Annotated in this window: 19 protein-coding genes; 8 read left to right on the plus strand and 11 right to left on the minus strand. The window is 70.8% G+C overall.

Going from position 1 to position 24,505, the window contains the following annotated elements:
• Nucleotides 1-148: 148 nt before the first annotated feature.
• Nucleotides 149-820, minus strand: coding sequence for a L,D-transpeptidase (locus tag C6569_RS04560; protein ID WP_106747722.1), 672 nt, complete (start codon nucleotides 818-820; stop codon nucleotides 149-151).
• A 234-nt stretch (nucleotides 821-1,054) separates the two neighbouring features.
• Here C6569_RS04560 and C6569_RS04565 point away from each other — a divergent pair, with 234 nt between their 5' ends.
• Nucleotides 1,055-1,537 carry a hypothetical protein gene (locus C6569_RS04565; protein ID WP_106747723.1) on the plus strand — a complete coding sequence of 161 codons (483 nt, stop codon included), beginning with the start codon at nucleotides 1,055-1,057 and terminating at the stop codon, nucleotides 1,535-1,537.
• A gap of 135 nt (nucleotides 1,538-1,672) precedes the next feature.
• Nucleotides 1,673-2,971, plus strand: coding sequence for an N-acetylmuramoyl-L-alanine amidase (locus C6569_RS04570; protein WP_106747724.1), 1,299 nt, complete (start codon nucleotides 1,673-1,675; stop codon nucleotides 2,969-2,971).
• A gap of 10 nt (nucleotides 2,972-2,981) precedes the next feature.
• Here C6569_RS04570 and pstS read toward each other — a convergent pair whose 3' ends face one another.
• On the minus strand, nucleotides 2,982-4,019 hold the full coding sequence (gene pstS / locus C6569_RS04575; protein ID WP_106747725.1) for a phosphate ABC transporter substrate-binding protein PstS: 1,038 nt from the start codon (nucleotides 4,017-4,019) through the stop codon (nucleotides 2,982-2,984).
• Nucleotides 4,020-4,030: 11 nt separating this feature from the next.
• Nucleotides 4,031-5,746, minus strand: coding sequence for a Na/Pi cotransporter family protein (locus C6569_RS04580; RefSeq protein WP_106747726.1), 1,716 nt, complete (start codon nucleotides 5,744-5,746; stop codon nucleotides 4,031-4,033).
• Nucleotides 5,747-6,135: 389 nt separating this feature from the next.
• Between C6569_RS04580 and C6569_RS04585 the strand changes: the two genes are divergently transcribed.
• Nucleotides 6,136-8,589 carry a penicillin-binding protein 1A gene (locus C6569_RS04585; RefSeq protein ID WP_106747727.1) on the plus strand — a complete coding sequence of 818 codons (2,454 nt, stop codon included), beginning with the start codon at nucleotides 6,136-6,138 and terminating at the stop codon, nucleotides 8,587-8,589.
• Between the two features lie 133 nt (nucleotides 8,590-8,722).
• Nucleotides 8,723-9,211: a hypothetical protein gene (locus tag C6569_RS04590; RefSeq protein WP_106747728.1), complete on the plus strand. Its 489-nt coding sequence runs from the start codon at nucleotides 8,723-8,725 to the stop codon at nucleotides 9,209-9,211.
• Between the two features lie 13 nt (nucleotides 9,212-9,224).
• On the opposite strand, the gene C6569_RS04595 is transcribed toward C6569_RS04590, so the two are convergent.
• Together C6569_RS04595 and C6569_RS04600 are read right to left on the minus strand one after the other, a co-directional pair.
• Nucleotides 9,225-9,905 carry a nitroreductase family protein gene (locus tag C6569_RS04595; RefSeq protein WP_106747729.1) on the minus strand — a complete coding sequence of 227 codons (681 nt, stop codon included), beginning with the start codon at nucleotides 9,903-9,905 and terminating at the stop codon, nucleotides 9,225-9,227.
• A 6-nt stretch (nucleotides 9,906-9,911) separates the two neighbouring features.
• Entirely contained in the window at nucleotides 9,912-11,225 is a 1,314-nt protein-coding gene (locus tag C6569_RS04600) for a solute carrier family 23 protein (RefSeq protein WP_106747730.1), read from the minus strand.
• A 231-nt stretch (nucleotides 11,226-11,456) separates the two neighbouring features.
• Here C6569_RS04600 and prfB point away from each other — a divergent pair.
• The 3 genes from prfB to C6569_RS04615 all read left to right on the plus strand — a co-directional run bounded on the left by prfB (nucleotide 11,457) and on the right by C6569_RS04615 (nucleotide 14,479).
• A protein-coding gene (gene prfB, locus C6569_RS04605) for a peptide chain release factor 2 (RefSeq protein ID WP_106747731.1) occupies nucleotides 11,457-12,588 on the plus strand; the annotation gives its coding sequence in 2 pieces (ribosomal slippage) (nucleotides 11,457-11,525 and nucleotides 11,527-12,588; 1,131 coding nt in all).
• 194 nt (nucleotides 12,589-12,782) lie between these two features.
• Nucleotides 12,783-13,517, plus strand: coding sequence for an outer membrane protein (locus tag C6569_RS04610; RefSeq protein ID WP_181313908.1), 735 nt, complete (start codon nucleotides 12,783-12,785; stop codon nucleotides 13,515-13,517).
• A gap of 308 nt (nucleotides 13,518-13,825) precedes the next feature.
• On the plus strand, nucleotides 13,826-14,479 hold the full coding sequence (locus tag C6569_RS04615; RefSeq protein ID WP_181313909.1) for an outer membrane protein: 654 nt from the start codon (nucleotides 13,826-13,828) through the stop codon (nucleotides 14,477-14,479).
• Between the two features lie 74 nt (nucleotides 14,480-14,553).
• On the opposite strand, the gene C6569_RS04620 is transcribed toward C6569_RS04615, so the two are convergent.
• The 4 genes from C6569_RS04620 to C6569_RS04635 form a co-directional block, all read right to left on the minus strand.
• Nucleotides 14,554-15,057, minus strand: coding sequence for an RICIN domain-containing protein (locus tag C6569_RS04620; RefSeq protein ID WP_106747734.1), 504 nt, complete (start codon nucleotides 15,055-15,057; stop codon nucleotides 14,554-14,556).
• Nucleotides 15,058-15,200: 143 nt separating this feature from the next.
• Complete coding sequence (locus C6569_RS04625) at nucleotides 15,201-17,156, minus strand: hypothetical protein (protein WP_106747735.1); 1,956 nt, start codon at nucleotides 17,154-17,156, stop codon at nucleotides 15,201-15,203.
• 95 nt (nucleotides 17,157-17,251) lie between these two features.
• Entirely contained in the window at nucleotides 17,252-18,598 is a 1,347-nt protein-coding gene (locus tag C6569_RS04630) for a M23 family metallopeptidase (RefSeq protein WP_106747736.1), read from the minus strand.
• A 115-nt stretch (nucleotides 18,599-18,713) separates the two neighbouring features.
• On the minus strand, nucleotides 18,714-19,178 hold the full coding sequence (locus C6569_RS04635; RefSeq protein ID WP_106747737.1) for a peroxiredoxin: 465 nt from the start codon (nucleotides 19,176-19,178) through the stop codon (nucleotides 18,714-18,716).
• A gap of 223 nt (nucleotides 19,179-19,401) precedes the next feature.
• Here C6569_RS04635 and C6569_RS04640 point away from each other — a divergent pair, with 223 nt between their 5' ends.
• Nucleotides 19,402-22,983, plus strand: a complete 3,582-nt coding sequence (locus C6569_RS04640; protein WP_146144730.1) for a YhdP family protein — start codon at nucleotides 19,402-19,404, stop codon at nucleotides 22,981-22,983.
• A gap of 6 nt (nucleotides 22,984-22,989) precedes the next feature.
• Here C6569_RS04640 and C6569_RS04645 read toward each other — a convergent pair whose 3' ends face one another.
• On the minus strand, nucleotides 22,990-23,307 hold the full coding sequence (locus C6569_RS04645) for a rhodanese-like domain-containing protein (RefSeq protein WP_425440699.1): 318 nt from the start codon (nucleotides 23,305-23,307) through the stop codon (nucleotides 22,990-22,992).
• A gap of 84 nt (nucleotides 23,308-23,391) precedes the next feature.
• Nucleotides 23,392-24,483, minus strand: a complete 1,092-nt coding sequence (locus C6569_RS04650) for an anhydro-N-acetylmuramic acid kinase (protein WP_106747740.1) — start codon at nucleotides 24,481-24,483, stop codon at nucleotides 23,392-23,394.
• Nucleotides 24,484-24,505: the final 22 nt, after the last annotated feature.

Genomic DNA, 24,505 nt, shown 5'->3' on the forward strand with positions numbered 1-24,505 from the left:
GATCTGTTCACCGGCGCCAGTCGCGACTCGCCACCCTCGGGCTCACGAACCATGCTGGAGGGGTTGTAACGGCGCGAGGGGCCGATTGGCAAGCCGGATAAGGGGGGAGGGGGCGCGCAGCCCCCGCCCGCCGGCCTTCCCTGTCGCGTCAGCCGGCCAGCACGACGACCGGTGTGCCGATGCGCACGCGGTCGTGCAGGTCGATGATGTCGTGGTTGAAGAGGCGGATGCAGCCTGACGAAACCGCCGTGCCGATGGAGGAGGGCACGTTGGTGCCGTGCAGGCGGTACATCGTGTCCCGGCCGCCGCGATGCAGGTAGAGGGCGCGGGCGCCGAGCGGATTGTTGATGCCGCCGGGCATGCCGCCGGCATAGCGGGCGTTGCGGGGGTCGTAGCGGATCATGTTCGCCGTCGGCGTCCAGTTCGGCCAGGAGCCCTTGCGCCCGATGACCGCCCGGCCGTGCCAGAGCGCACCCTGGCGGCCGACGCCGACGCCGTAGCGGATGGCGGTGCCGCGGCCGGTAACGAAATAAAGATGGCGCTCGGAGGGCCGCACCACGACGGTGCCGGGAGCCTCGCTGCCGCTATAGGCCACCGTCTGGCGCAGCCAGCGCGGATTGACGCCCGAGGTGTCCATGGCCGGGAGCGTCACGCGCCCTTCGGTGACGGTGCCGTAGGAGCCCGAGCCGCCACCGGCCGTCGTGCAGGCCGTGGTGAGGATGGCGGGAGCGGCCAGCACGAATAACCGTCGCGACAGCCGCAGCGGCTCGCCGACGGTAGCGGTGGACGGGGACGCGGCACTCTCGAAGTCGTTCTGCATCACTGCGTTGCCCTGCGCTGAGTCGTGGTTAACCCGGATGCTAGACGTGACCTGTTCGCGAAAAAGCCGCAATCACGAAGCCGCGAGAAGGCGCGGTTTCGGGCGCCGTCGGCTCCCTGCTGTTGCCCATTTCCCACAGTCGTGACCTATGCGAAGGGGTGCCGCTTAAGGGAAGGTCACGCCGCCGCCGCAATGGGCGGGGATGCAGGGCGGACACTTCCGGCAGGGGCGTTCATGATCACGCTGCAACTCGTTCCCCATGACGGCCTCGGGCCGCTCAAGCTCGGTGCGGCCCGGCAGGCGCTGCGTGCCGCCGCCACCTCGGCCGGCCTCGCCGCCGGCGAGACCCATGCCGAATCCGATTCCTTCGCCGAGGACACGGTCCAGGTCGACTATGACGAGGCCGGCCGCGTCCGCTTCATCGGTATCGCGCCGCTGCCGGCGGTCCACCGTGCCGTCCTGCTCGGGCTCGACTGTGCCGACACCCCCGCCGCCGACCTGTTTCGCGCCCTGGCCGCGGCCGAGGGCGGGAGCGCCGCCGCCTTCGATCCAGACGGCCACCTCTTCCCCCGCCAGATCGTCGCGCTCTGGGCCGCCGACGAGCAATATGACCTTCTCGCACCCGGCGGGCGGCGGCGGCCGATCTGGGGCCAGGTCGGCATCGGCACGCCGGCCTACCGGGATCTCGTCGAGAAGACCCGCGCCCGCGACACCTGAGCGCCCGTTGCCGCCGCGCAACGGCGCCGCCGGGAAACCGTCGGCTTGCTTAACGGGGAGTTAACCGCGCCCGCCCTATGAGCTATCGCAGGCTGGCGGCCGTCGTGCCGTCACCGCCGCGATTCTCGGGGGATCATGGTCGCTCGCCGCCTCTCCGTCCTGTTGCTGGCCGCGATCACCCTCGCCACGGCTGCCCATGCGCAGACGACCGGCGCCGTCTCGGGAGCTGGCCGAGCGCAGCCGGCATCCTCGGACGGCGCCCGCAGCGCGCTGCCGGCCGTCGTCGCGGCGGCGCACCTCTCCGTCGACGGGCCCCGCACGCGCCTCACCTTCGACCTCACCCGCGCCGTCGAGATGCGCGCCTTCGCCCTGGCCGACCCCTACCGCGTCATCATCGACCTCGACGAGGTGAACTTCCACATCGCCCCGCCCGCCGCTGAGCGCCGCGGCCTGGTCAAGACCTTCCGCTTCGGCCTCTTCGCCCCGGGCAAGTCGCGCATCGTCGTCGAGCTGACCGGCCCCGCCGTCGTCGAGCGGGCGCTCACCATCGAGGGCGAGGAGGGGCGCCCGCCGCGCCTCCATCTCGACCTCGTGCGCACCGACGCCGACGGCTTCCGCCGCGCCCTCGCCGACAGGGCCGTCAGCAACATCGCCCGCCGCGGCGACCGCGAGACGCTGGGGCCGCGCCTGTCGCCGCGCGCCGAGGAGGGCAGCGGGCCGCCGGTCGTCGTCATCGATCCCGGCCACGGCGGCATCGACCCCGGCGCCACCGCCCCCTCCACGGGCGACGAGGAGAAGATGATCGTCCTCGACTTCGCCAAGGTGCTGCGCGACAAGCTCGCCGCCGGCGGACGCTACCGGGTGGTGATGACCCGCGACCGCGACATCTTCATTCCGCTCGCCGACCGGGTGCGGGTGGCGCGCGAGGCCCGCGCCCAGCTCTTCATCTCGGTCCACGCCGATTCCATCAGCGGCGCCAACGAGAACGCCCGCGGCGTCACTGTCTATACCCTCTCCGACCGCGCTTCCGACGCCGATTCCGAGCGCCTCGCCGAGCGCGAGAACAAGGCCGACGCCATTGCCGGCCTCGACCTCTCCGACGAACCCTCGGAGATCGCCGACATCCTCATCGACCTCACACGCCGCGAGACGCGCATCTACTCGGCCAATTTCGCCCGCACGCTCGCCGGCGAGATGCGCCAGGTGACGCGCATGCACCGCCTGCCGCTGCGCTCGGCCGGCTTCCAGGTGCTGCGCGCCCACGACATTCCCTCGGTGCTGGTCGAGCTCGGCTTCGTCACCAGCCGCCGCGACGTCGAGATGCTGACCTCCGCCATCTGGCGCGACCGCACGGCGGATTCCGTCGCCAAGGCGGTCGACCAGTTCTTCGCCGCCCGCAACGGCGGGCCGGTGGCCCCCGCGGCACGCCGCTGACGGCTCCGCGTCAGCGCATGGCGGGCGCCCGCCGACGCAGGCTGTCCGACACGACGCCGGCCGCCGTCGCCGGCAACGCGACATAGCCGAGCGCTTCCGCGTCCGCGGCGCCGTTCTCCACGCCCCAGGCGAAGAAGGCCATCATCGCCCGGGAGCGACCGGTGTTGGCGGCCTCCCGCGGCACGGCGACGAAGACCGTCGCGACGAGGGGATAGGCTCCCGCGCCGGGCGGGTCGACGAGCACGGTCCGAAGGTCGGTTGCGGCCGCCGCCACCTGCACCGCCGCGCGCAGGCTGGCGAGATCCGGCGTGACGAAGGCACCGGCGGCGTTGCGCACCGCGGCCGGCGGCAGGTTCATCGCCCGTGCCGTCGCGAGGTCCACGTAGCCGATGGCGTTCGGCGTGGTCCGCACCGTCGTGGCGACCCCGAGATTGCCGCGCGCCGGCACGCCCACCGGCCAGCGGACCGTCTGGCCGCTGCCGATGGTGCCGCGCCAGTCGGCGTTCACCTTGGAGAGGTAGGTGGTGAAGGCCGCCGTCGTGCCCGAGCCGTCGGCGCGCCGCACCGGCACGATGGCGGTGTCCGGCAGGGCGAGGCCCGGATTGTCGGCGCGGATGGCCGGGTCCGACCAGCGGGTGATCCGTCCGGCATAGATCGCCGCGATGGTGTCGCTGGTCAGCCTGAGCCGGCCGGGCCCGATGCCGTCGATGTTGGTGACCATGGCGATGCCGCCGGCGACGACGGGGAACTGCACCGCGTTGTAGCGATGGAGCTCCTCGTCGGAGAGCGGCGCCTCGGTGGCCCCGAAGTCCACCGCCCGCTGCTGCAGGCGCTGGATGCCCGCCTCCGAGCCGCTGGGCTCGTAGTCGAACAGCGCGCCGACGGGCTGATAGTCGCCGTCGCGCTGGGAGCGCTGGTAGGCCTGGGACCAGCGGATGAGCAGCTGGTAGGCGAAGGTGGAGCCGGCGCCGGTGAAGGTCTGCGCGGCGGCCGGGGCCGGCGTGACAAGCGCCAGTCCGACGAGGAGGGCGAGGGCGGTGCGGACCATGGCGGTGCGCCTCACGCCCGTGCCGGGGCGGGGGTCAGTCCGCCGCTGGCCTGCGTCTGGTTCACCGTCTCGGCGACGGGCACGGAGCGGGACACCGAGCGGCGCTCGGCGTCGATGCGCTCGATCAGGAAATAGGCCCGCTCCGCGCTGCCGAGCAGGGCGAGGATGGCGCCGCGCTCCACCCAAGGGAGGTCGGCACCGAGGCGCAGCGCCTGGGTGCGCAGCTCGCCGAGCCTGGCGATCCGCGGTTCGGCCGCCGCCGGCACGTCGCGGTCCGGCTGGTCGATTGGCACGATGGCGCGCATGGCGGTGGTCACCTCCGCCAGCATGGCGTCGACGAGCTGGCGGCCGGCCGGTCCGAAGGGCTGGCGCTCGACGCGCCGGGCGATCTGGTAAAGCGCCTCGCCGAGGCTGGCGGTGAAGTCCTCCTCCTCGATGAGGCTTGCCACGAGGTCGGCCCGCGCATAGGGCAGGTCGGCCTTGAACATGCCGGAGGTGTAGGACCGGATTTCCCGGTTGAGCAGGTCCATGGCGGCCCAGTGCTCCTCCACCTTGTCCGGCGCGTTTTCGTCGCCACGGGCGATGTCGAGGAACTTCTCCGCCGCCTCGAGATAGCGCCCGGTCTCCTGCAGCACCGCCGGCACCGCCCTGGCGGGATCACCCGCCGCGGCTTCGGTGAGGAAGCGCGGCTGCGAATAGTCCTCCACGTCGTCCAGCGAGGAGGCGCCGACCTTCATCAGAACCCGCTCGAAGACGCCGACGAAGGGGAAGAGCAGGAGCACGTTGAAGATGTTGAAAAAGGTCGAATAGACGCCGACCGCCACGGGAACGAGCGGGAAGGTCTCCTTGCCGTTGACGACGACCGGCACGCCGGGATCGCCGCCGAACCACTGCATCGCCCAGGTCAGCACGTCCATCGAGACGAAGAACAGCGGAATGGTGACGCAGACGCCGATGATGTTGAAGCTGATGTGGGCGTAGGCCGCCCGCTTGGCGTTCTTCGACAGGTTCAGCGAGGCCATCCAAGACGTGATCGTGGTGCCGAGGTCGGCGCCCAGCGAGAAGGCCACCGCCGTCTTCCAGTCGAGGATGCCCGCCGCGCCGAGGCCCATGACGATGCCGATGGTGGCGGAGGAGGAGTGGATCATCGCCGTGATGAAGGCGGCGATCAGCACGCAGTAGAGGAGGTTGACGTAGGTGTCGGCCTTCAGGGTGGAGATGACGCTCATCACCTCCGGCATGGAGCGCAGCGGGCGCAGGCCGCCGGTCATCAGGTTGAGGCCGTAGAAGATCAGCGCGAAGCCCATGCAGGCCAGGGCGATGTTCTTCACCTTGTCCGACTTGGCGAATATATAGACCAGCGCGAAAATGCCGCCGAGCAGGAGACCGAGGGGGCCGAGCGGCAGCGCGATCAGGCCATTGCCCAGCGTCGTGCCGATATTGGCGCCCATGATGACGGCGATGGCCGGCCGCAGGCCGATCACCCCGGCGTTGACGAGGCCGACGACCATCACGGTCATGGCGGTGGAGGACTGGATGATGCCGGTGATGAAGGTGCCGGCCAGCACGCCCTTGGACGGGGTGCCCGCGAGCTTCGCCAGCAGCGCCCTCATCTTGTTGACCGCCAGCGACTGGATGCCGTTGGACATGAATTCGAGGCCCAGCATGAAGATGCCGAGACCTCCGATCACAGGCACGATGACCTGGGTGAACACATCGACCTGCATGAAACGCCCCCTGTAACCCGCAAGACCCGTGGAGCACCGCGATCACCGCGATGGACAGCACCACGGGGTGACGCTAGGCAGGGCCCATGACCGGTGCGTGACGCATCGCCGACGCCCCTGCGTCCTGTGGCGGGAGAACCGCACCCTCAGGCCCGCTCGCAGGGCGCCCCGAACGGGTCACATCCCCGCCACAGTCGCAGGACATCCGTGCTTGCCACGCGCTTCCCGCTGCCGGAATCGGGGTGCCGGCCGGGTCTTGCCGATGGGCGGCGCGCCGGCCTCATGCTAGGATGGCGAGACGTTTGGACAGGGCACCCCAGCCGGTTTTCGGGCCGGCCCCCTTCCGGGGACGATGAGAGGCGCAGCCCCAGCGGGCGCGAATTGAGCGGATGAGGCTGGTTTTTCGATTTTTCGGCTGGGCCTTCGGGTTGGGGACGATCGCGTTCCTGCTCGGCGCCGCCGGCGTGGCGGTCTACGTCACGCAGGTGACGAAGGAGCTGCCGGACTACAACACCCTGCGCAATTACGAGCCGCCGATCATGAGCCGCGTCCACGCCTCGGACGGCCAGCTCATGGCCGAATATGCCCGCGAGCGCCGCCTCTACCTGCCGATCCAGGCGGTGCCGAAGCTCGTCGTCCAGGCCTTCCTCTCCGCCGAGGACAAGAACTTCTACACCCACAACGGCATCGACTTCACCGGCATCGCCCGCGCCGCCCTCACCAATTTCCAGAACCGCGGCTCCAACCGCCGCCCCCAGGGCGCCTCCACCATCACCCAGCAGGTGGCGAAGAACTTCCTCCTGTCCGGCGAGCAGACGGTGGACCGCAAGGTGCGCGAGGCTCTCATCGCCATGCGCATGGAATCGGCCTTCACCAAGGACCAGATCCTCGAGCTCTACCTGAACGAGATCTATCTCGGCTTCGTCATTCCCGGTTACGGCGCCTATGGCGTCGCCGCCGCCGCGCTCGTCTATTTCGACAAGTCGGTGCACGAGTTGACCATTCCCGAGGCGGCCTATCTCGCCGCCCTGCCGAAGAGCCCGACGCAGCTCCACCCGTTCCGCAACCGCGACCGGGCCCTGGAGCGCCGCAACTACGTCATCACCCGCATGGTCGAGGACGGCCACATCACCGCCGAGCAGGGCGAGGCCGCCCGCCGCTCGCCGCTGACCGTCAACCCGCGTTCGCCGCGCCAGCAGCAGTTCGCCGCCGATTTCTTCGCCGAGGAGGTCCGCCGCGAGATGACCGACCGGTTCGGCGACAAGAAGCTGCTGGAAGGCGGCCTGTCGATCCGCACCACGCTGGACCCGAAGCTGCAGGTCGCCGCCCGCCAGGCGCTGACCGCCGGCCTGATCCGCTTCGACGAGCAGCGCGGCTGGCGCGGTCCCGTCACCCGCATCGAGGACATGCGCGGCGACTGGGGCATGAAGCTCGCCGAGATCCGCAACTTCAACGACATCGGCTGGCGCCTCGCCGTCGTCATCGACGCCCAGGGCGAGACCGCCCGCATCGGCCTGCAGCCGGGCCGTGAGGCCTCCGGCCAGGTCAGCTCCGCCCGCGACCTCGGCCTCATCACCGCCGAGGGCGCCCGCTGGACGCGCCGGCCGGTGAGCCGCACGCTCAATGCCGGCGACGTGGTCTATGTCGAACCGCTGGCCGGCAAGGAGGGCCAGTTCCGCCTTCGCCAGATTCCGGAAGTCTCCGGCGGCCTCGTCGCCATGGACCCCTATACCGGCCGCGTGCTCGCCATGGTCGGCGGCTTCTCCTTCGACCAGAGCCAGTTCAACCGCGCCACCCAGGCGCGCCGCCAGCCGGGTTCGTCCTTCAAGCCCTTCGTCTATGCCGCCGCTCTCGACAACGGTTACACGCCCTCGACCGTCGTCATGGACGCGCCGTTCGAACTCGCCACCGGCACCGGCGAGGTCTGGCGACCGGAAAACTATTCCGGCCAGTTCTACGGGCCGCAGACCCTGCGCTTCGGCATCGAGCGGTCGCGCAACGTCATGACCGTGCGCCTCGCCAACGACGTCGGCATGCCGCTCATCGCCGAATATGCCAAGCGCTTCGGCGTCTATGACGACATGCCCTCGTTCCTGTCCTATTCGCTGGGCGCCGGCGAGACGACGGTCATGCGCATGACCGCCGCCTATTCCATGTTCGCCAACGGCGGCCGCCGCATCCGCCCGACGCTGATCGACCGGATCCAGGACCGCACCGGCTCCACCATCTTCCGCCACGACGACCGCCAGTGCCAGGGCTGCACGGCGCCGCGCTGGCAGAACCAGGACGAGCCGATCCTCGTCGACCGGCGCGAGCAGGTGCTCGACCCGATGACGGCCTACCAGATGACCTCGATGATGGAGGGCGTCGTGCTGCGCGGCACCGCCACCTCGCTTCGGGCGCTGGGCAAGCCGATCGCCGGCAAGACCGGCACCACCAACGACGCCAAGGACGCCTGGTTCGTCGGCTTCTCGCCGGACCTCGCGGTGGGCGTCTATGTCGGCTACGACAATCCGCGCAGCCTCGGCGCCAGCGCCACCGGCGGCGCGCTCGCCGTGCCGATCTTCCACGACTTCATGAAGGTCGCGCTCGCCGACCGCCCGGCCGTGCCCTTCCGCGTGCCGACCGGCATCAAGCTGATCCGCATCGACCCGCGCACCGGCCTTCGCGCCGGCGCCGGCTCCGGCGGTGCCATTCTCGAGGCCTTCAAGCCCGGCACCGCACCGCCCGACAGCTATCAGCTGATCAATCCCTTCGACTCGGCGGCGGCCGGCGGCCCCCGCCGCGGCCCCTCGAACGAGAGCAACCGCGCCATCGGCACCGGTACGGGCGGCCTCTACTGACGCGGCGTTCCGGGGCAGGTTAGACGACGAGGCGGCCTGCGGGCCGCCTTTTTCGTGCGGCGGGCAGGTTTACCGGACATTGAGACAAGCGGCCTAAGCCCTCGGGTCCAGCCCCCGTCCCGGAACCGCTCCCATGCATGCCCCCTCGTTCACCGTCGGCCTCGTGCTGCTTCTCGCCGCCGTTCCCGCCGCCGCGCCGGCTGCTGCGCAGCGCGCGGCCACACCCGTCGCCGCCGAGGACTGCCAGGCTGTCGCGCGGTCGCTGTCGGAGGCCACCGGCATCGCCGTCCGGGCGGCGACCGGGCCCGCCCGTACCGTCGACGATCGCGCCCCGCGCGGCGAGGCCTGCGTCGTCACCGGCACGGCCACCGGCCTGACGCGGCGGTTCGGCGAGGTCTCGGATCGGCTCGTCGCGGCGCTGCGGGGCTGGCGGCACGACGTCCCGTTCGACGCCGACGGGCCGATGAGCCTCGTCAGGCGCTACAGCCGCGACGGCGTGAGCGTCATCGTCTTCCTGGAGACGGAGAATCCGCCGGGCACCTGCGCCGACGTTCCCATCGGCGACTGCCGCGTACCGCTGCGGCGCTGGACCTGGACGCTGAAGGCGGCGGCCTACCGCTGAGCCGGCGCCGGCATCACAGGAAGCTGGCGATCGCCTCCAGCGGCTTCTTCTCCAGCGCATGGGCTGGGATGGTGGCGCCCTCGGCCGGATGGCCCACCACCATCAGGATATAGGGCTTCTCGTCAGCGGGACGGCCGCAGATGGCGTTGAGGAAGCCCATCGGCGCCGGCGTATGGGTCAGGCTGACGAGCCCGGCCCGGTGCAGCGCCACGATAAGGAAGCCGACCGCGATGGAGACCGATTCCGGCACGTAATAGTTCTTACGCATGACGCCGTCGGCACTCGCCGAACGCCGGGCACCGAACACCGCGATCAGCCAGGGCGCCGTCTCCAGGAAGGGCTTTTCGGGATCGGTGCCGAGCGGGCCCAGCGCCTTCAGCCATTCTTCGCCCGCCTTGCCGGCATAGAACTCCCGTTCCTCCGCCTCCGCCGCCTCGCGGATGCGGCGCTTCACGGCTGGATCGCCGATGACGCAGAAGTGCCAGGGCTGGTGATTGGCCCCGTTCGGCGCCGTGCCGGCGGCCCTGATGCAGGTCTCGATCAGGGCGCGCGGCACCGGCCGGCCGGAGAAGTCGCGCACCGTGTGCCGGCGGCGGATGTCGGCGAGAAAGGCGTCAGCCCGCGCCTGCATCTCCTCCTCCGGCAGGCCGACATGGTCGGGCAGGGGCACCGGCACATAGGCGCTGGTCGTCATGATGCCTCAGGCCTCCGGCTGCGGGTCGCGCAGCAGGTGGTAGAGGATGATGGCGCCGAAGGTCGCGGTGCCGATGCCGTCGAGGGTGAAGCCGGCGATGGTCAGCTTGAAGTTGCCGGCGCCGAGCACCAGCGCCACCGCCACGGTGATGAGGTTGCGCGGGTTGGAGAAGTCGACCTTGTTCTCCACCCAGATGCGCCCCGCCGTCGCGGCGATGAGGCCGAAGACGACGATGGCGAGGCCGCCCAGCACCGGCACGGGAATCGTGAGGATGAGCGCGCCGAACTTCGGCGAGAAGCCGAGCAGGATGGCGATGAGCGCCGCGGCGACGAACATCAGCGTCGAATAGATGCGGGTCACCGCCATGACGCCCATGTTCTCCGCATAGGTGGTGACGCCCGTGCCGCCCGCCGAGCCCGAGAGCATGGTGGCGATGCCGTCGCCGACGAAGGCGCGGCCGATATAGGGGTCGAGGTTGCGGCCGGTCATGGCGGCGATGCCCTTGAGGTGGCCGAGGTTCTCCGCGACCAGGATGATCGCCACCGGGGCGATCAGCACCATGGCGCGGGCGTCGAAGACGGGGGCGGTGAAGTTGGGCAGGCCGAAGAGGGGGGCCGCCGCCACCTTCGCGAAATCGATCGGCGCGCCGAGGCCCATGCCGTTGGCGAGGACGAGATAGAGGACATAGCCGGCGATCGCGCCGAGCAGGATCGGCAGGCGCCGCCACAGGCCAGGCGCATAGACGGCGAAGGCGCCGACCGCGACCACCGTGAACAGCGCGATCCAGCGCGGGAAGGCGGCGCCCTCCGCGTTGCCCGGGCCGGTGCCGGATGCCATGCCGATGGCGATAGGTGCCAGCACCAGGCCGATGGCGGCGACGATGGCGCCGGTGACGACCGGCGGCATGACCTTCTCCACCCAGCCGTGGCCGATGGCCATCACCACGAGGCCGATGACCGTGTAGAACGCGCCCGCCGCGATGATGCCGCCGAGGGCGAGGCCGATATTGGGGGCGCCGCCCGCCGCCGTGCCGGCGGCGATCGCCGCGAGCACCGGACCGATGAAGGCGAAGGACGAGCCGAGATAGCTCGGCACCCGGCCGCCGGTGACGACGAAGAAGATCAACGTTGCGATGCCGGAGAACAGGATGGCGACGTTGGGATCGAAGCCCATGAGGATGGGCGCCAGAACCGTGGCGCCGAACATGGCGACGACGTGCTGCAGGCCGACGACGACGGTCTGGCCGAGCGGCAGCCGCTCGTCCGGCATGACGATGCCGCCGCTCTTCTCGGTCCACTTCGGAAAATAGCCGTCCGCCATGATCAGCCTCCGTGATGCGCCGCCCGGTTGGTGGTGCCGGTTTCGGGCGATGGCGGCGACATTAGGCCCGAACGGGCGCGCGCTACAGGCCGCGGCGGCGTCATCCACCGGAAAAGCGCCTCCTCGGCGCCGGGCCGGCAGCCCCATGGCGGCGCGCCCGCCGCATTGACACGAGGGCGCACGTGACTAGGGTGCGCCCTCTTTTTCGTCCACCCCGAAGGGAAGTGCCCCATGCGTGCCGACATCGTCGCCACCGCCGAGGCCATCAAGGAGTCTGTCGGGCTCCTGAGGAGGCATCTTTGACTGGGATGTCTCGGTCAAGCGCCTCGCCGAACTGAACGCCCTCGCCGAATCCAACGATCTCTGGAACGATCCGGACAAGGCGCAGAAGGTCATGCAGGAGCGCAACGCGCTCGATGCCCGCATGACCGCCCTCACCACCATCAACCGTGACCTCGCCGACAATCTCGAACTCGCCGAACTCGCCGAGGCGGAGGACGACGCCGCCACCCTCGACGAGGCCGCGAAGGCCCTGGTCGAGACCCGGGCCAAGGCCGAGCGCCTGCAGCTCGAAGCGCTTCTCTCCGGCGAAGCCGACGCCAACGATACCTATCTCGAGGTCCATGCGGGCGCCGGCGGCACCGAAAGCCAGGACTGGGCCCTCATGCTCATGCGCATGTACACGCGCTGGGCCGAGCGCCGCGGCTTCAAGGTCGAGGTGGTCGAGGAGAGCGAGGGCGAAGAAGCCGGCATCAAGTCGGCCACCCTGCTCATCAAGGGCCACAACGCCTATGGCTGGCTGAAGACGGAAGCCGGCGTGCATCGCCTCGTGCGCATCTCGCCCTTCGATTCCAACGCCCGCCGCCACACCTCCTTCGCCTCGGCGACGGTCTATCCGGTGATCGACGACAAGATCGACATCCAGATCAACGACAGCGACGTGCGCATCGACACGATGCGCTCGGGCGGCGCCGGCGGCCAGCACGTGAACAAAACCGAATCGGCCGTGCGCCTCGTCCACAATCCGACGGGCGTCATGGTGGTCAGCCAGGGCTCGCGCTCACAGCACGCCAACCGGGCGGTCGCCTGGCAGATGCTGCGCGCCAAGCTCTACGAGCGCGAGCTGAAGATCCGGGAGGAGGCGGCCGCGGCCGACTTCGCCTCCAAGACGGACATCGGCTGGGGCCACCAGATCCGCTCCTACGTGCTGCAGCCCTACCAGCTCGTGAAGGACCTGCGCACCGGCAAGACCTCCGGTGTGCCGTCCGACGTTCTCGACGGAGACCTCGACGGCTTCATGGAGGCGACGCTGGCCATGCGCGCCTATGGCACCAAGGCCGGCGATACCGAAGACGTGGAATGACGGGCGCCGCAGCGACCATCTGGAGAGGGCCGCCCGGAGGCGGCCCTTTTGCGTTTGGGCACTGGGCCTGCCGACCACCTGTGACCTGGAGGCAACACCGGCATTCCGATACTCTGAATTATGGCAGCGTGCCACATTTCAGAAACACAGGGCATCGAAGCTCGCGCCAGTCCAAACCCACCGGATGTGGAATCATGAAGAAGCTCATCATTGCATCCGCCTTCCTCGCCGCCTCGGCGGCTGGCGCTCAGGCCGCTGACCTCGGCGCGCCGCGCATGCCTATCGCGGCTGCCGTCGTGGCTCCGGCCTTCAGCTGGAGCGGGTTCTACATCGGCGGCCAGGTCGGTGGCGTCTGGTACAACGACCGGACCCGCGAGTTCATCACCGCCACGGGCGTGGCCTCGGGCTTCAGCCAGGGGTTCAACACCGGCGGCATCACCGGCGGTCTCCATGCCGGCGTGAACTACCAGGTGAACAACTTCGTGCTCGGTCTCGAGGGTGACATCGAAGCCTCCGGCGTCAACGGCGGCTACACGCTCGGCAACGGCAACGGGACGCGCTTCCGCTCCAACTTCCAGGGGTCGGTCCGCCTGCGCGCCGGTGTCGCGGTCGATCGGGCGCTGTTCTACGTGACCGGCGGTCTCGCCGTCGCCCAGATGCGCTACGGCTACTTCACGCCCGCCGTCATCGAGAACTTCAGCCGCACCCAGGCCGGCTGGACGGTCGGTGCGGGTGTCGAATACGCCTTCACGCCGAACTGGACCGCCCGGCTCGAGTATCGCTACTCGGACTACGGCCGCGTGTCGAACGCCAGCGCCGTCGCCTTCCCGGGCTTCACCTACCGCCACAACCCGCGCTCCCACGCGGTGCGCGTCGGCGTGACCTACCTCTTCTCCACCGGCCCCTCGGCGGTCGTCGCGCGCTACTGATCGCCGATCACCGTTTCCGACAGCAGAAGGCCGCCTGCAAGGGCGGCCTTTTTGCGTTCGGGCGGGGGGAGTCGGGGGCCGGGCGGCAAAGCAGCGAGGGTACCATTATACCCTAAAATTGTGCCCCCATACAGCCCGGAAACACGACGATACGAACCCACGGTTGATGGTCGCCCGCATCTGTGCACAAGAGGCGATGTCGATCTTTCCGTGCATGCTGGGTTCCCATGAAAAAGTGTCTGCTCGCTTCCACAGCGGTCTTCGCATCCTGCTTCGGCGCCCTGGCCGCTGATCTCGGGTCGCCGCGCATGCCGATCGCAAGCGTCGCGACGGCTCCGGCCTTCAGCTGGAGCGGGTTCTACATCGGCGGCCAGGTCGGCGGCGTCTGGTACAACGACCGGACCCGCGAGTTGGTCACCGCGACGGGCGTCGCCACCGGCTTCGACCAGGGCTTCAACACCAGCGGCGTCACCGGCGGTATCCACGCCGGCTTCAACTATCAGGTCAAGAACTTCGTCGTCGGCCTCGAGGGTGATCTCGAAGCCTCCGGCGTCAACGGCAACTACCCGGTCGGCAACGGCAACGGTTGGCGTTTTCGCTCCAACTTCCAAGGGTCGGTCCGCCTGCGCGCCGGCGTCGCGGTGGATCGGACGCTGTTCTACGTGACCGGCGGTCTCGCCGTCGCCCAGTTGCGCTACGGCTACTTCAGCCCCACCGTCATCGAGTACGTCAGCCGCACCCAGGCCGGCTGGACGGTCGGCGCCGGTGTCGAATACGCCGTCACGCCGAACTGGACCGCCCGGCTCGAATACCGCTACTCGGACTACGGCCGCGTGTCGAACGCCAGCGCCGTCGTTTTCCCCGGCTGGACCTACCGTCACAACCCGCGCTCCCACGCGGTGCGCGTCGGCGTGACCTACCTCTTCTCCACCGGCCCCTCTGCCGTGGTCGCGCGCTACTGATCGCCGATCGTCGTCACGACCAAAAAGGCCGCCTCTCGGGGCGGCCTTTTTGGTTTCAATGCTGTCTGCCGTGCCTACCGGACGGCCCTGCCCGTGCGTCCCAGCCGCCAGAACTGTCCCGAATAATTCCCGCAGGGCCTGAGCTCCGGCTGGTCGCTGTCGGGATCGATGTCGAGGCACATGCGCGGTCCGCGGAACGTCGTGGTGAGGCGCACCCAGTTGCCCGCCGGCACGATCTGCCAGAACTGGCCGGTGAAGTTGCCACAGGGCCTCAGCTCCGGGCGGTTGGTCGGCGGGTTGATGTCGAGACACATGCGTGATCCCCGGAACTCCGTGGTGAGCCGCCAGGAACCGTCGCCGGTCGGGATGAAGCGCCAGTTCTGGCCGGAGACGTTCTGGTCGCGGTCGAGCCGCGCCTGGTTGTTCCGCGGACCGCCGTTGAACACGTCCATCGGCATGCCCGTGCCGCGGAACTGCGTGGTCAGCTTGTAGTAGCTGCCGGGATCGGGGCTCTGGGCGAGGGCGGGCGCCGCCTGCACGGCAAGGGCGAGGCACAGGGCGGGAAACAGCGGGCGCATGCGTATCGTCTCCGGGAATCAGGGGCGCCGCCGACCGCGCGCGCCGGATCACGCAAACTGCCCCGCGAGGGTTCCACGCGGTAGCCTGGTCCGGGCCCGGCTGCATGAGTGGGACTCGATTCGGCCACCGTCCCGCAGCCCCGTCAGCACCGCGTCGGATAGGCGCGTTGGCCGGTCACCTCGAAGTCCCGCCACATGGCGTTGACCGAGCGGACCATCTCTGCCGCCATCGCCCGCGGAAAGCGCGCCTGTACGAGATAGACCACGCCCGGCTCGTTCCGCTTCTGCGCGACCAGGTCGTAGTATTCGAGGTCGGTGCGGAAGCGGTCGCCCTGCAGCACGCCGCGCCCGCGCACCGTGAAGCCGCGGAACCCGGCCTGGCCCTGCGGAAGATCGGAATCGTGACTGATCTCGCCGCGGCGCGGGCGGGGGCCCTCGACGATCGTGTCCCAGTACCACGACTGGGCGGTGCAGGAGCCACGGGCACTGTTGGCGCTCACCACCACAACGGCGTCGCGGTTCTGCTCGTGGATAAGGACGGAGTTGACCGGCCCGGGCAGGTCGTTGTCGCTGTCGAGGCGGAAGCCCGGGGGAATGGCGAAGGACCAGCGGTCGCGGCGGTGGCGATAGGGGCCCTCGACCGCCGCAGGGCCGGGCGGCGGCACGGAGCCGGTCGCATCGCTCTCGGGGCGCGGCTGCGGCAGCGGCGCGGCCTGCGGCTCGGCCGCGGCGGCCGGCGCGGCGGCCTCGTCGGCCGGCCGGGGGCGCACCGTCCCGGTGGTGACGGCACTGTCGGCCGCGGCCGTGGCCGCCTGGCGCAGCGTCTGGAGCTCGCCTTCCAGGCTGGCGACCCGCGCCGCGGCCTCCTGGGCCTTCTTTTCGGCTGCGGCGACGGCACTCTGGGCGGCCTGCAGGTCCGTCTGGCTGCGCCGGATCTGGCCGGCCGCCTCCGCCGTCTGGTTCTGCCGCTGGATCAGTTCGGTCTGGCTGTGGGCGAGTTGGGTGCGGGCGACACGCAGATTGGCCTCGGCCGTCTCGGCACGACGGGCTGCGGTCCGGGCCTGATCGCGCAACCGCGCCAGCTCGGCGGCGGCGCCGGCGGCGACCTCCGCCTTCTCGCCGGCCGCCCGGGAGAGGGCGGCGATGCGGGGATGGGCATCGCCGCGAAGGGGACCTGCGAATTCCGTGACGCCGGCCGCCGCCATGCTGCCGACGAGGAAGGCGGCGGCGGAGATGCCGATCCACTTGAACGGCAGATTGCCGTTGGCGGGCGCCGGGGGTGGCGCGGCCACGGCCCGGTCGAGCGCGGTGCGCAGCCGGTCGTTCTCGGAGGAGAGGCGCGCGACGCTCTCGCGCAACGCACCGGCGCCGTCGGCGAGGGCCTCGCGCGGGTCGGGCGGCGTCGCGCCGGCGTCGGTGCGCACGGCCTTGAGATAGGCGGCGAAGGCCTCGAGCGTCGCCTTCAACCTGTCCTGCGCGGCGGTGCTGCGCTCCTGAAGAACGCCGTGAATCTTGCGGAACTCGACGGCGAAGCGCTCCCGCTCGGCGGCGTCGAATCGCGTCCAGATCGCCGCCGCGGCGGGATCTTCGGGGTGACGGCGGGCGAAGGCGACCTGCGCCGGCTCGCCGGCCTGGCCGCGATCGGCGGCGACGGCGGTTGCGAGTTCGGGAAGGCCCGGGCGCCCCAGCTTCTCGCCGAGGGCGGCGAGCAGGGCCTGCCAGGCCCCGTCTTCCGCCGGGTGGTTGGCCTGGTCGAGCCAGGCCGACAGATCGGGCGCGGGAACGGCGTCGAAGGGCGGTTCCAGCTTGTCCGTCGCCAGCGGGCTGAGCCTCGCCGTGACGAGACGGCCGGTCTGGTGGGCGCCGCGCGCCAGCGTCAAGAGCCCGGCATGGTTCTCGGTGGGGTCGAGGATCTCCGCCGGCCAGAGGGCGAAGAGGACGCGTGCGCCCGCCGCCGCCTCGCGCAGCGCCTTGGCCGCGCCGCGGCCCTTGGGCTCGATGTCGGGGTGGATGGTCAGGCCGAGATCGGCCAGCGCCTGCCGGACGACCTCGACGCGGCTCCGGTCGGAGCGCCGATAGGCCAGAAACAGATCCGTCACGGATCTTCTCCCGTGTTGTCCCGCCGCCGACGGGGCGGGAAAGAGCCAGGTGGCATGCACGTCAGCGAGGTGCGGCCGGCGGGCGGCCGCGGACCTCAATCGGCGGAGGCGAGCCTCACGCCCGCGCGCACGAAGCGCATGGGATCGACGGCCTCGCCGTTGATGCGGGTCTCGTAGTGCAGGTGCGGCCCCGTCGAGCGGCCGGTGGAGCCGATCCGCCCGACGCGCTGGCCGACGCCCACCAGGTCGCCCTCCTTCACCTCGATGCGGGAGAGGTGGGCGTAGCGGGTGGCGATGCCGTTGCCGTGGTCGACCTCGACGAGGAGGCCGTAGCCGCCGAGCGATCCCGCGTGGGTCACCCGGCCGCTGGCGGCGGCGAAGACGGGCTCTCCGGTGGCACCGCGGAAGTCGATGCCCGAATGCATGGCCCAGCTCCTGAGGAACGGGTCGAGGCGGGCACCGAAGCCGGAGGAGAGTTCGAGTTCGCCGGCATGGGGGCGGGCGATCGGGATGCTGGCGACGAGCCGGTTCAGGCGGTCCTGGTCGCGGATGACCGTCTGCAGCCGAAAGACCTGCTTCTCGAAGGGCGAGGCGTCCGGGGTCGGGGCGGGCAGGGGGATGAGCGGGCCGCCCGTTCCGGCGGTGGAGCCGCCGCGGGCTGTGGGCGCGAGCCGGGTCTCGGCGAGCCCCAGTTCGGCGAGCATGGCGCGGACTCGCCGGGCCCGCCGTTCGGCGCGGGTCTCCAGGCCCTGCAGCAGGCTCTGCTGGTTCTGCTCGACCCGATCGAGTGAACGTTCGACGCCGGCGACGACGTCGAGCCGCGTCGGAGCCGAGGCGAGGGCGAAGGCGGATTGCGCCGGCGCCGCCGCCACGACCTCGCGCGATTCAAGCCGCGTGTGCCGGCCGGCGGGCGGGGTGAGGCGCACGGTGTCGCCGGCGACGGCCGGGCGTGGCGCGGGAGCCGCCGCATTGCGCCCGGCAGCGCCGGGACGCGCCGGCCCGTGGACGTCGCCGGCCGATTCCTTGAGCGAGGTGACGATGGCCTGCCGCGTCTCCAGCAGGGCCTGGCGCCGGGCCACCTGGTCGACCCGCCGCTCGAGTTCGGTCTGATCGACCATCTGCCGGCTGGTCATCCGGTCGAGCTGCGCGCGCAGCTCCCGGATGCGATCCTCGTAGGCGTGCTGGAGGCTCGCCTGGCGACTCATCACGCCGCCGATGATGTCGTCCTTGAAGGCCAGATAGCTGGTGACGGCGACGCCCCAGAGCGACAAGGCGAGTGCCGTGGCGACGACCGTACCGCTCAGCGCATAGGACAGCGACAGCGTCCGCGTGCCGGAGCGGCCGCGCCAGGCGAAGGTGAGGGCCCCGGTGGGAACCTGGGCCCGCAGATTGGCTTCGTGGGCGAGCTGCGCGCGATTGTATCGCTGGCTGGGCTGCGGCATCGGCGTCCATCCATACGCGAACGTGACGCCCCATTACCGCCGATTAAGGTTAACGAACCGTGCCCGCCGGCCCAGGCTTGCCGCAAGGGGAGGGAGGGGCGGCGGACGCGTCCGCTCAGAGCGCCTCCGCCGCCGCCAGCACCTCGGCGGCGTGGCCCTTCACCTTGACCTTCGGCCAGATGCGGGCGATCCGCCCCGCCCGGTCGATCAGAAAGGTGGCGCGCTCGATGCCCATATAGGCCTTGCCGTACATGCTCTTCTCGACCCAGACGCCATAGGCCTCCACCACCTTGCCTTCCTCGTCCGAGCCGAGGGCGACGCCGAGGCCGTGCTTGGCCTGGAATCGGTCGAGGGCCTTCGCCGGGTCGCGGGAGACGCCGATGACGGTGGTGTCGGCCGCCTCAAACCGCGGCTTCAGCTCGGTGAAGTCCTTCGCCTCCTGGGTGCAGCCGGGGGTGTCGGCCTTCGGATAGAAGTAGATCACCACCTTGCGGCCCTTCAGCGCGGCGAGGTCGATTCCCTTTCCGCCGCCACCCGGAATCGCCACTGCCGGCGCCTCGTCCCCCACGTTCAACCCCATGGTGCCATCCTTTCGTCGGTTTTCGCTGCGATACGGATGATCCATACGCTCGCGCGAGATCAACGGATTTTCGCTCGCTCCGGCCACCAGAAAACCGGTGACGGGGTCGCGTGTGCGATCTGAGCCGTGGAACCGTGCCTAACATTCGGTTAAGCCGGTCCGGGTCACATTGACGGCCGTGCAGCCTGCGCGGCAATTCCGGGCCGGCGGGATGGGAGACGGAATGGATTGGCGCCCCGACCAGGGCAGGGCTCCCTGCGACCGGACGACGATGGAAGGCCGCACGCGCGGCTGGCATCGCACGCCGGGCCGGGCCCTCGCCGGGTGGTGGGCCAACCGCCGCGTTCCCGCCCTGTTGACCGCGGTCCTCGGCGGCCGGCCCTCCTGCTGGTCGACCCGCCGGCGCGTCTGCACCGGCGCCCTGGCCGGGCTGCTGCTGCTGGTCGTCGGCCCGATTCTCTTTCTCGGCTGGCAGATCCAGCGCGGCGGCATGGGCCTCGACATGGTCACGCCCTGGATCGCGCGGTCTCTCTCCGACCAGCTCGGAGACGGCCGCACCGTCACCATCGGCGCCGCCGTCATGGTCCGCGACGGCAGCGGCAAGGTCGAGGTCGAGGCGCGTGACGTCATCATCCACGACGGCGACGGCCGCCGCGTCGCCTCCATGCCGCGCGTCGCACTCGGCCTCGATTCGCTGCCCATTCTCGGCCGGCCCTCCATCCGGCGCATCGACCTCGTCGGCGCCTCCGTGGCCCTCAAGGTCGGCGAGGACGGCCAGATCGCGCTGGCCGCCGGGCGCTTCCGCACCCAGCTTCCCGAAGACCCGGGCGCCGCCACCCCGGGCGCCGCGGCTCCTGCCGCCGAGGTGATCTCCACCCTTCCCGAACCCGAGATGTCGCCGTTCCGGCGGCTCGGCATCTGGCTCGACCTCATCGAGAAATCGGGCCTCGACGGCCACCGTCTCGCCGGCTTCGGCCTGCGCAACGGCACGGTGATCGTCGACGACGTCCGCTCCGGCAAGCGCTTCATCTTCGCCGGCATCGACCTCGATCTCACCGTACCGGCGACCGGTGGCCTGTCGGTCGAGCTCGACGCTTCCGGCTCCGGCGCCCGCTGGACCTCCACCGCCACGGTCACGCCGCGTGACGGCTCCGGCCGCCGGCAGATCGACCTCTCCATGCGAGACATGGCGCCCCGCGACCTGTCGCTGGCCCTGCAGGGACCGCAGGTCGTCTTCGCCGACACGCCCATTTCCGGCACGCTGCGCGCCACCGTCGGCGAGGACGGCGACCCCGTCGCCTTCACCGGCCGCGTCACCATGGGCGCCGGCAAGGTCGGCGACGTCAACGACGAGGCCATGCGGATCGCCATCGACAGCGTCGCCGCCGACGTCCATTGGCAGGCCCTCTCTCCCGGTCTCGTCGTCGATCGGGTCGAGGTGGTGGCCGGACACAACCGCGCCTCCCTCAACGGCATCGTCACCCCGCCGACGCGCCGTGGCGAGCCCTTCGTCGTCGAGCTGCAGGCGCTCCAGGCCGTCACCTCGGTGCTCAACCCGCACGAGCCGCCGGTGCCCATCAACGTCCGCGGCGCCCGCTTCACCTTCGACCCGCTCTCCCGCAGCCTCGCGGTGGAGGGACTGACGGTCGACCAGGGTGCCGATCCGCTGGCACGGCTGGCGGGCAAGGTCGTCTTCGCCGAGGGTTCCCCGGCCATCCACCTCGACGTCGCCGCCGCGAAGATGCCGCTCGCCACCGCCCTGGCGCTCTGGCCGCGCGCCTCCAACCCTCATGCCCGCGACTGGGTCGCCGACAACATGAGCGGCGGCACCGCCGAGGACACCGCCATCCGCGTCTCGGTTCCGGCCGGCCTGCTGGCGCGGCAACCCTGGGTGCTGGAAAAGCACGCACTGTCGGTGCGCTCCCGGCTGCGTGGCACCTCGCTTCGGGTCATGCCTGGAATGTCGCCGCTGAAGGAGGCCGACATCGACGTCGACGTCGACGGCCAGATGGCGAGCCTGGTGGTGCAGCGCGGCCGCGTCGAGCCGGCCCCGGGGCAGGTCCTCTCCCTCACCCAGGGGACGTTCGAGATCATCGACCACCGCATCCAGCCGCCGCAGTCGGTGACCAAGTTCCGCCTGCAGGGCACCGCCTCGGCCGCCTTCGCGCTCCTCGGCGAGGAGGCGTTCAAAGGCGCCGCGACCGGGCCCACCCTGCCCACGGGCAAGGTCGAGGGCATGGTGACGGCGCAGGTCACCGTCAACGTGCCTCTGACGGAGACCTTCCAGCCCAATCTGATCGATTACGCCGTCGATGCCGACTTCACCGGCTTCTCCGCCGACAACGCCTTCGGCGAGATGCGCGTCGAGCGCGCCGCCTTCAAGGTCCTGACGACGCCGCGCAGCCTCACCATGCGCGGCCAGGGCGTGCTCGGCGGCGCCCAGGCCAATTTCGACTACCGCAAGCCGCGCCCCGACGCGAAGCCCGAGATCCGCCTCACCGCGACCCTCGACGACCGCGGCCGTGCCCGCCTCGGCCTGAACATCGGCACCCGCATCGTCGGCCCGACGCCGGTCAAGGTGATGACCGTCGGCGAGGACTCCGGCCGCTACAACGTCGAGGTCGATCTCGGCCCGGCGACGCTCTCCGACCTGCTGCCCGGCTGGAGCAAGCCGCGTGGACAGGCGGCCAAGGCCCGCTTCGTCGCCGTCGAGGGGGAGGGGGGCTGGAAGCTCGAAGACCTCATCGTCGAGAGCCGCGGGCTGCTGGTGCGCGGTTCGGTGACCTTCGACGACAAGGGCGGCCTCGTCTCCGGCGTCTTCCCCGCCTACAACCTCTCCGACGGCGACCGGATGAACATCCGCATCGAGCGCGCCGGCACGGGCCACCGGGTGATCGGCCGGGGCGAGATGATCGATGCCCGCCACATCATCAAGTCGCTCTCCGAGCCGCCGCGGCCCGGGCCCGCCACGGCCGGCGCGGCGCCGACCGAGCTCGACATCGACTTCAAGGCCAATGCGGTGGTGGGCGGCAACGGCGAGGTCATCCGCCAGTTCGAGATGCGGATGGCGCGCAACGGCCAGGCGATCCGGTCCTTGACCGCCAGCGGACGCGTCGGCCGCGACGCCCCCTTCGCCGTGGAGCAGCGTGGCCAGGGCAATACCCAGCGCCTGGCCGTCAGCGCCGGCGACGCCGGGGCGCTGCTGCGCTTCCTCGACATCTACCGCTCATTGCAGGGCGGCACGCTGGCTCTGATCATGACCCCGCCGCTGCCCAACGGGAACATCCGCGACGGCAGTGTCGAGATCACCGATTTCCGCATCCGTGGCGACCAGGCCATCTCCGGCATGGTGGCCGCCGCCGGCAGCGCGCCCAACGCACCGCGCCAGCAACAGCAGCAGAACGACGCCTTCGCCTTTTCCCGCCTGCGCGCCAATTTCGCCCGCACCGCCAGCAAGGTGACGGTCTCAGACGGCCTGCTCTGGGGGGCGGCGATCGGCGCCACGGTGGAGGGCGAGTTCGATCCCGGCCGCGACCGGTTGCTGCTGCGCGGCACCTATGTGCCGGCCTATGCGCTGAACAACATCTTTGCCCGCATTCCGGTGCTCGGCTTCTTCCTCGGCGGCGCGCCGGACGAAGGCGTCTTCGGCATCACCTACCAGATCGCCGGCGCCGTCAGCGCGCCGCGGCTCACCATCAACCCGCTCTCTGCGGTGACGCCGGGCTTCCTGCGCAAGATGTTCGAGTTCCGCGGCGCTGCGTCCAACACCCCGCCGCCCATGCCGGGCGATGCCGCCCGGCGCTGACCGACCTCAGCCGCGGACGATCTCCTGCCCGTCCATCACCCAGGCCTTCAGCCCGCCGGCGAGATGGGCGTCATAGGGCAGGCCCGCCGCCTGCGCGGCTTCACTGGCATGGATCGAGCGCACGCCGGCGGCGCAGAGGAAGACCACGCGCCGGCCGGCCGGGGCCGGGATGGCCGACGGGTCGAACTGCGACAGCGGCAGGTTCACCGCGTCCGGGATGCCCGCCATGGCGACCTCGTGGGGCTCGCGCACGTCGACGAGGAGGATGGTGTCCTCCGCCAGGCCGCGGGCGACGTCGTCGGGGGTGAGGTTGTGGACAGGCACTGGCATCTCCCTGGAGGACCGGACGGGGCCATCATAGCAGCAGGCCGGCGCCGCGCATCGCCCGTCCATCGTGGACCGGCGCCCTCAGGCGAGGATCACCCCGCCCGTCAGCGGCTCCTTCACCCCGGTCGTGGACGGATAGGTCAGCGGCAGGCTCTTCAGGCTGCGTACGGCGAGATAGGCGAAGGCCTGAGCCTCCAGAAAATCCGAGGACCAGCCGACGTCCTCGCCGGTGCGGATCTCCGCGCCGGTGACATGGGCGAGGAGACGCAGCAACTCCGGGTTCTTCGCTCCGCCGCCACAGACGATCCACAGCACCGGCGGCTCGCGCACGAAATCGGCGGCGCGGGCGATGGAGCGGGCAGTGAAGGCAGTCAGCGTCGCCGCGCCGTCCTCGGTCGCGACATTGCCGACGATCGAGAAGGCGAAGGCGTTGCGGTCGAGCGACTTCGGCGGCGGCTTGGCGAAGAAGGGGTGGACCAGGAGCCAGGCGAGGAGCGCCTCGTCCGCCCGGCCGCGCGCCGCGGCAGCGCCGCCCTCATCCATGCGCTCGCCGGTTCGCTCGCCCATCCAGTCGTCGATCAGCGCATTGCCCGGCCCGGTGTCGAAGGCGAGCAGCGTCTCGCCCGCGCCGATCAGCGTGACGTTGGCGACGCCGCCGATGTTGATGACGGCGAGCGGGCGGGGGAGAGCGGCCGCAGCCGCGAGCGCCCGGTGGAAGACCGGAACCAGCGGCGCACCCTGGCCGCCGGCGGCGACATCCGCTTGCCTGAGGTCGTAGACGACCGGGATCCCGAGCCGCTGGCGCAACGCCTCTCCGTCGCCGATCTGCACCGTCAGGCCGAGCGCCGGGCGGTGCAGCACCGTCTGGCCGTGGAAGCCGACGACACCGATATCGGCGCGCGACAGGCCGTTCCTTTCGAGGAACAGTTCCACGGCCTCCGCATGGGCGCGGGTGACGAGGGCGTCGGCGCGGGCGAGGAGCGGCGTGCGCTGCGTCCGGTCGGTGAGCTGCGCGCCTTCCTTCAGCGCGGCGCGCAAGAGGGCGCGCTCGTCGTCGCTATAGGCGCGGTAGCCGGTCGGACCGAAGCCGGCGATGGTTTCGCCGTCGGTGTCGAGCAGCGCCACGTCGACGCCGTCCAGGGAGGTTCCCGACATCAGGCCGATGGCGCGCATGGGTCCCGCCGATTCGAAGGAT

Source organism: Phreatobacter cathodiphilus, assembly GCF_003008515.1.
Lineage (GTDB): Bacteria > Pseudomonadota > Alphaproteobacteria > Rhizobiales > Phreatobacteraceae > Phreatobacter > Phreatobacter cathodiphilus.

What these genes read in the sequence shown, in the direction of transcription:
- C6569_RS04570 (WP_106747724.1), top strand. Translation starts at nt 1,673, where the DNA reads ATGGTCGCTCGCCGCCTCTCCGTCCTGTTGCTGGCCGCGATCACCCTC.
- C6569_RS04600 (WP_106747730.1), bottom strand. Translation starts at nt 11,225, where the DNA reads ATGGCGGACGGCTATTTTCCGAAGTGGACCGAGAAGAGCGGCGGCATC.
- C6569_RS04595 (WP_106747729.1), bottom strand. Translation starts at nt 9,905, where the DNA reads ATGACGACCAGCGCCTATGTGCCGGTGCCCCTGCCCGACCATGTCGGC.
- C6569_RS04585 (WP_106747727.1), top strand. Translation starts at nt 6,136, where the DNA reads ATGAGGCTGGTTTTTCGATTTTTCGGCTGGGCCTTCGGGTTGGGGACG.
- C6569_RS04580 (WP_106747726.1), bottom strand. Translation starts at nt 5,746, where the DNA reads ATGCAGGTCGATGTGTTCACCCAGGTCATCGTGCCTGTGATCGGAGGT.
- C6569_RS04560 (WP_106747722.1), bottom strand. Translation starts at nt 820, where the DNA reads ATGCAGAACGACTTCGAGAGTGCCGCGTCCCCGTCCACCGCTACCGTC.
- C6569_RS04640 (WP_146144730.1), top strand. Translation starts at nt 19,402, where the DNA reads ATGGATTGGCGCCCCGACCAGGGCAGGGCTCCCTGCGACCGGACGACG.
- C6569_RS04615 (WP_181313909.1), top strand. Translation starts at nt 13,826, where the DNA reads ATGCCGATCGCAAGCGTCGCGACGGCTCCGGCCTTCAGCTGGAGCGGG.
- C6569_RS04630 (WP_106747736.1), bottom strand. Translation starts at nt 18,598, where the DNA reads ATGCCGCAGCCCAGCCAGCGATACAATCGCGCGCAGCTCGCCCACGAA.
- C6569_RS04610 (WP_181313908.1), top strand. Translation starts at nt 12,783, where the DNA reads ATGAAGAAGCTCATCATTGCATCCGCCTTCCTCGCCGCCTCGGCGGCT.
- C6569_RS04620 (WP_106747734.1), bottom strand. Translation starts at nt 15,057, where the DNA reads ATGCGCCCGCTGTTTCCCGCCCTGTGCCTCGCCCTTGCCGTGCAGGCG.
- C6569_RS04565 (WP_106747723.1), top strand. Translation starts at nt 1,055, where the DNA reads ATGATCACGCTGCAACTCGTTCCCCATGACGGCCTCGGGCCGCTCAAG.
- C6569_RS04635 (WP_106747737.1), bottom strand. Translation starts at nt 19,178, where the DNA reads ATGGGGTTGAACGTGGGGGACGAGGCGCCGGCAGTGGCGATTCCGGGT.
- C6569_RS04590 (WP_106747728.1), top strand. Translation starts at nt 8,723, where the DNA reads ATGCATGCCCCCTCGTTCACCGTCGGCCTCGTGCTGCTTCTCGCCGCC.
- pstS (WP_106747725.1), bottom strand. Translation starts at nt 4,019, where the DNA reads ATGGTCCGCACCGCCCTCGCCCTCCTCGTCGGACTGGCGCTTGTCACG.
- C6569_RS04650 (WP_106747740.1), bottom strand. Translation starts at nt 24,483, where the DNA reads ATGCGCGCCATCGGCCTGATGTCGGGAACCTCCCTGGACGGCGTCGAC.